Here is a 6,187-nt window from a genome sequence, read left to right as displayed (position 1 = left end):
CGTCAGCCGCCTACTCGATTAGGCAATGTTATTTCTTACATTTTAAATCCGATAGCACAATTATCTGCAAAACATGATGAAAATGTACACTTCAAAACTTCACCATGATAAACAGAAAAATCCTTTAGATTTGCTTTTATTCTTACATCTTTTTTATACATGTCTAAATCCGATACCTCTAATATGTCTGGATATTTAGCAGATAGTTTTAAATTAATTTTCCCTTCTTTCTCTCTTATTGTAATTGCCCCTCCAATAACTTCTATATCCCAATTTGATATATATGCATTCCATTCATTTTGTTTTATTTCCAAAGAGAGATTACCTTTAGTATCATAAAAATTGGCTGATAAAAGAAAAGGTGATCCATTTTCTCCAGGCTCAATAACAAATAATGGTTCATCTTTTATCTGAATAGGTATAGGACAATTCGAAATAATAGAGCCTGCAAATTCAATTTTTGGATACCCTTTTCCAATATGAAAAAACTCATTTGAAAAGCCTTTTGATAAACATTTGGGATTTTTCATTGCCTCTTTAACAATCTCTTTATCTAAATATCCAGTTGTTACTTTATTATGGCATCTAGGGCATAATAGGGTCATTCTAACAGGGTCATGCTCTTTTGCATCATTAAATTCAGGGTCAACGTGTTCATACTGAATAATGCCTAATCCACAAATAACACAACCAAATCCAGAGTTTTGTCGAATTTCTCTTCTTATTTCTGCAGGTATATATCTTTTTAATCCGTGTTTGTTTATCATTGAATGCTTATTTCAAAATAGTGCCTAACGAGTAAATATAATGACCACTCATTATATTTCCATTATATTTTTTGTTAAAAAACCCCATAATTCAATATTATCCAATGGTTTATGAATTTCTCTAGTTTTAATATTTTCATATCCTAATAAATTTTGAATATATCTTAAATATATTTGCAAAGATAATAAAAAATTACAATAATTCTACCTTGGGGCAATCCAGTAAATAGGATTGAGATTTTGTTTCATTTTCCAAATTTGCAATTCCATTTCTGTGCTACCGCTTCGTGAATCATAAGTAATTTTTCCAATAACTTGTTTTGTGCTTACAATTTCACCTGCTGATACCGAAACATTTGATAGGTTGGAATAAACGCTGAAATATTGCCCATGATTTATTAAAACGGATCTTCCTGCTCCGGGAATTCGAATGACATTACTGACTTTTCCATTAAAAATTGCTCTTGCGTTTGCATTTTTATTTGTTTTTATTTTTATTCCATTGTTAACAATATAAACGTTTTTTAATGTTGGATGAAGGTGCTTACCAAATGTTTCCGAAATAAATCCTTTTTCAACAGGCCATGGTAATTTTGACCGATTATTTACAAAATCAAGAGAAAGTTTTTTTGCCTCAGGGGTTAGATAATAGCTTTTGGATGCTTTTGTCATTGTTTTGGCAATCAATTTTTTGATTTTGCTTTTTAATTCTGCAGCTATCTTTTCTTTTGCTTTAAGTTCTTTTTTTAATTCTTTTTTCTTTTTCTTTAGTTTAACAATAATATTTGATTTACTGCTTTTATCTTTTTCAAGTTGTTTTTTTTCAATATTTTGTTTAGTAAGCAATGAAACTTTATTTTTCTTTTGCACTTGCAGTAAAGCAACTTTTGTTTCTATTGATTTCGTTGTTTTATCTATTAGTTTCATCTGATTTTTTCTGTATGACGAATAGTGTTGTAATAGTTTTAAGCGTTGAAATGATTGGTTAAAAGTTTTTGCCGAAAGTATAAAACCGATTTTGTTATATGTATTTCTATTTTTATAAGCAAAACACAACATATTTGCGTATTCTTTTTTTAGGTTTTCAAGGTCTTTTTGAAGCGACTCAATTACTCCTTTATTATTTTCAATTTGTTCGTTAATATATTTAATTTCTTTACTTACAGTGCTTATCAGTTCTTCTCTTGAATTTATTTGCTTATTTAGAGTGTTTAAAAAAGTAATAGTTTGTTTTTGCTTTTCAGTGGTTTCAGTAATAAGTTTTTTGGTGTATTCTATTTCTTTTTGTTTTTGTTTTCTCTGTTTTTCTAACTCTTCTTTGCTTTGAGAAAAAACAAATAATGAAATTAAGCTAAAACTTATAATGAGAAGGAAATATTTAATAAAGCTGTTCATATACTTTAGGTATAGTTGTATTTATGCTAAATGGCTTATCAAACTGCACATAATTGAACTTCAAATAAAGTGAATATTTTTGTGATGAATAAAATTTTATATCCACATTTTGAGGAATAGATTTTTTATTTCCCTCAATTCTTTCATCCGAATATTCCAACAAAGCATAATTTGAAGTAGAATTTTCTTCAAATTCATATTTTTTAATGTTGAATAAAACGGGATCAAAAAATATTTTTATCTTAGTATTATTTTCGTTTTTACTTAAAAAATAATTGGAATCTTTGTCATGAAGTTCAAAATCATCCTCTAGCTTGAATAACACATTTCCTAAAATGATATTTTCAAATGATTTAATATCAATGTTTTTAATAGGAATAATTTTGGGAACTTTGCTTATTGGAGTTTTAGTGTATTGTCTTTTTGTTCTGTCAATTGAAACAAATGTATCGTTTATTAAAAAAAAACGGAATATTTCTATTCCAAGAAATACTGAAACAGAACCCCAAATAATGCTGTCATTTCGCATTTTTAAGTTTAAAGTACCGCTGTAATCAAAATCCTTTGATGTTATCCTAACTTTAGCTTTGGCTTTAAACCATTCATAATCAACTGTATTTTTTTCAAAACCCTTTATAACATGTTTCGTATTTAGTTTTGATTCAGGAGATTGAAACAATTTTGTTGTTTTGCAACCGCTCAAAAAAACCAAGAAAATTATGCTAAACAAAAGTGTTTTACTCATATAATTTTTTATCCTTTATTTTTAATTCAATATTTTTTGAAACACTACCTTTTTTTACAGCTTTTTTCCAATATTCAATTGCTTTGGATTTATCATTGAGTTTAAATAAAATATCACCGTAATGTTCTAATAATTCGGCATCCCATGGTTTTTGTTCAAGTGCTTTTCCTACGTATTTTTTTGCTTGTTTATAATCTCCTTTTAAAAACAGAATCCAACCGTAAGTGTCGAGGTAAGCAGGATTTTCGGGCATTTTTTCAAGGCTGACTTTTGACATTTTTTCTGCCTTATCGAGTTTTACTTTTCGTAAAGACAAATAATATGCATAATTGTTTAAAACGTAAGGGTCAAGAGAATCAATTTCAATTGCTTTGTCAAAATATTTATCTGATTCAGTATAGCTTTTAAGGCTGTTATTTATTTCACCAAGGTTTACAAAAAACTGATATTTTAATTTTGGATTAGCAATTACAAAATCCAAACCTGCTTCTAGGCTTTCTTTAGCTTGTGAATAGTTTCTTAACTGATTATGTGAAACTCCATTGTAAAAATACATTAAAGAGCTGTTAGGAAAATAATCAAGAGCTTGTGAAGTGTATTTCACAACAGAATCGTAATTGCTGTTTTTAAATTCAAGATCAATAACTTTTTGCCAAAGCATTATCATACTTTTTTCAAATGTCAATGCTTTTTTGTAATCATTTAAGGCTTGTTCTTTTTCGTCAATTCCCATAAATAAATCGCCATGAAAAGCATAAACCTTTGGATTTAACGGATGCTTTTCTACCAAAATATTTGAAAGGTTTTTTAAAAGACTAATGTCTTCATCTTTAATTCCTTTTTGGATATAGTTAACAACGAGAAATGATATTTTTGTATTTACATCAACTTTTTCATTAGAAAAGGCTTTTATCAATTCTTTCTCTGCTTCTTTTGTTTTGCCTTGTGCAATAAAAATATCAGCCATTACAAGTTGTGCTTTTCCGTTTTCGGGTTCAATTTCTAAAATACGCTCATACAAAGCAGGAACTTTGTCTTCTTTGCCATTTGCTATGTAAAGGTCAATAAGCATTCCCAGATATTTTACATCTTTAGGATATTTGTCAATAAGCTTTTGTAATTCATCAACAGCTTTATTGAACTTGTTCATTTTTAAAAATATTTTTTTCTTCTGAATGCTTATTTCAGGGGTTATTCCTATTTGATTTTCAATATTGTTATAAACTTTTATTGCCTTTGAAGGAGAGTTTGAAATCAGATAAAGGTTTGATAAATCATAAAGAAATCTTAAATTATTTTTATCTAACTCAATTATTATTTTATATACTTCTATTGCATTTTTATAGTCTTTTTGATACTTATAAATGTCTGATAATAAAAGCCAATACCAGATATTATCTTTTTGGATAGAAGTTGCTTTTTCAAGCATTTTCTGAGCTTCATTTACTCTGTTTTCCTTAAAATATAGTTCTCCGAGTTTGAACAAAATTGCAGGATTATCAGGCAAAATACTTTGACACCTTTGTAGTTTATAAATGGCTTTTGTGTTGTCATCTTCAACGAGATATGCTTTTAGGGCATCAAAATACAAGGCATCAAAACTTATTTCTTTTGCGGTATTGTGGTCAACAAGCATTAATGCAGGATTGTTACTGTTAACAGCACTTTTAATTTTAATACATGAATTCGAAATTAAAAGGATTGTTATTCCCGCAACAATAATTTTTATAAAGGAAAAAGTCTTTATGTTTTTTTTATAATATTTCAGAAAAATCTCCAACACTTACTTCTTTTTTTGAATTATTAAAATATTTTACAAAATTACCAATCATTGAGTTGTTAAGTTCGGAATTTTTTATTTGAGCATTCTCATAAATAATGCTGTTTGCAATCTCCGAATCTTCAATAACTGTTCCATTGCCTACAGAAACATAAGGTCCTATAGTCGAATTATGAATCTTTACATTTTTATCTATAAAGCAAGGTTCAATAATTTTTGAATTCTGAATTTCAGTATTTTTATTTGTTAGTTCCGAGTCTTTTTTTAGCTTTAATATTTCTTTGTTTGTAGAAACAGTAGCGTTTTTATTTCCGCAATCAAACCAACCGTCAACTGTTGCTACTTTAAATTTTGTATCTTTTGCTTTCATGTTTTCCAAAGCATCGGTAAGCTGAAATTCACCGTTCCCTGTTATGTTGTTATCAATAAGATACTGAATTTCTTCAAGTAGTTTTTCGCCATTTTTAAAATAATAAATTCCAATTATTGCAAGGTCGGAAACGAAGGTTTTTGATTTTTCAACAAATTGAGTTACGTGTCCTTTTTTGTCAGGAACAACAACTCCAAATTGAGAAGGGTCATCAATTTTTTTTGTCCAAATGTAACCATCTTCTTTTTGGTCAATAACAAAATCGGTATGGAATAATGTGTCGGCATAAGCTACAAGAATATTTCCATCCATTGATTCTTTTGCACAATAAATTGCATGGGCTGTTCCAAGTGCTTCAAGTTGGTAATAAATTTTTGATTTGTAACCTAAATCGGTAGCTATTTTTGTTAATCGTTCTTCAACTTCTTTTCCAAAATTACCTATTACAAAGGCAACTTCTTCAATATTTCCACCAAGCATTTTGGCGATATCTTCTATAAGTATTTCAACAATGGGTTTTCCTGCTACTTTTAATAAGGGCTTTGGTGTGTTAAGGGTGTGTGGTCTCATTCTTTTACCCATTCCTGCCATTGGAATTATTATTTTCATATTTTAAAATATATTTAAATTGCATTTATTGAAACGACAAATTTACAAAATACAATTTAACATTGGGGTTAAACCAATTTAATTTCAAAACGCCTGATAAATAAATTAAATTATATTTTTCTTTTTTTAGGCAAAAATTTTTTGCATAACTATAGTTACGGAAATAATTTTTAACGACAAAAAAGGGAAATAGAAATGATTTATATCGGGTGTTTTGATGTTAATTTGGTATTAAATCCGAATTGCTTTTGAATCTCTTGTAATGTTTAGAAATTTCCTAACCCGGATAAACTGAAAAAGAATAAACGCTACAGATTCACAGATTAAAAGGAATTTACTATAATAAATTTTTACAAAGCAAACTACCAAAGGCAGTTTGAAATTTGTGAATCTCTGGCGTTTTTTGTCCTTTATATGTTTTCTGCTCAAAAAACAGGGCGAAAAGAAATGTTTTATTTTCAGTATCTTGATGGCGGTTTAGTATTTTTATAAAATATTTTTCCTACTCTACTAATATGTTC

The 6,187-nt window shown here is 28.2% G+C and carries 5 protein-coding genes; all 5 read right to left on the bottom strand.

The window, feature by feature from the left end:
* Nucleotides 1–35 precede the first annotated feature (35 nt).
* The 5 genes from U9R42_00545 to U9R42_00525 all read right to left on the bottom strand — a co-directional run bounded on the left by U9R42_00545 (nt 36) and on the right by U9R42_00525 (nt 5,666).
* A complete protein-coding gene (locus tag U9R42_00545; protein MEA3494507.1) occupies nt 36–767 on the bottom strand; it encodes a hypothetical protein in 732 nt (243 codons plus the stop codon).
* Between the two features lie 204 nt (nt 768–971).
* The gene (locus U9R42_00540; GenBank protein ID MEA3494506.1) at nt 972–2,162 is read right to left on the bottom strand and encodes a peptidoglycan DD-metalloendopeptidase family protein; all 1,191 of its coding nucleotides are present in this window, start codon (nt 2,160–2,162) and stop codon (nt 972–974) included.
* On the bottom strand, nt 2,146–2,907 hold the full coding sequence (locus U9R42_00535; GenBank protein ID MEA3494505.1) for a DUF4292 domain-containing protein: 762 nt from the start codon (nt 2,905–2,907) through the stop codon (nt 2,146–2,148). Before U9R42_00535 ends, U9R42_00540 begins: the two co-directional genes overlap by 17 nt.
* Entirely contained in the window at nt 2,900–4,690 is a 1,791-nt protein-coding gene (locus U9R42_00530) for a tetratricopeptide repeat protein (protein ID MEA3494504.1), read from the bottom strand. Before U9R42_00530 ends, U9R42_00535 begins: the two co-directional genes overlap by 8 nt.
* Nucleotides 4,662–5,666, bottom strand: a complete 1,005-nt coding sequence (locus U9R42_00525; protein MEA3494503.1) for a sugar phosphate nucleotidyltransferase — start codon at nt 5,664–5,666, stop codon at nt 4,662–4,664. Before U9R42_00525 ends, U9R42_00530 begins: the two co-directional genes overlap by 29 nt.
* Nucleotides 5,667–6,187: the final 521 nt, after the last annotated feature.

This window comes from Bacteroidota bacterium (genome assembly GCA_034723125.1).
In the GTDB taxonomy this organism is placed as follows: Bacteria; Bacteroidota; Bacteroidia; order CAILMK01; family JAAYUY01; genus JAYEOP01.
This window is presented reverse-complemented; position numbering and strand designations above follow the sequence as displayed.

Bases quoted from the DNA above. Each gene is read 5' to 3' on its own strand.
- U9R42_00535 (MEA3494505.1), bottom strand. From the start codon at position 2,907: ATGAGTAAAACACTTTTGTTTAGCATAATTTTCTTGGTTTTTTTGAGC.
- U9R42_00540 (MEA3494506.1), bottom strand. From the start codon at position 2,162: ATGAACAGCTTTATTAAATATTTCCTTCTCATTATAAGTTTTAGCTTA.
- U9R42_00545 (MEA3494507.1), bottom strand. From the start codon at position 767: ATGATAAACAAACACGGATTAAAAAGATATATACCTGCAGAAATAAGA.
- U9R42_00525 (MEA3494503.1), bottom strand. From the start codon at position 5,666: ATGAAAATAATAATTCCAATGGCAGGAATGGGTAAAAGAATGAGACCA.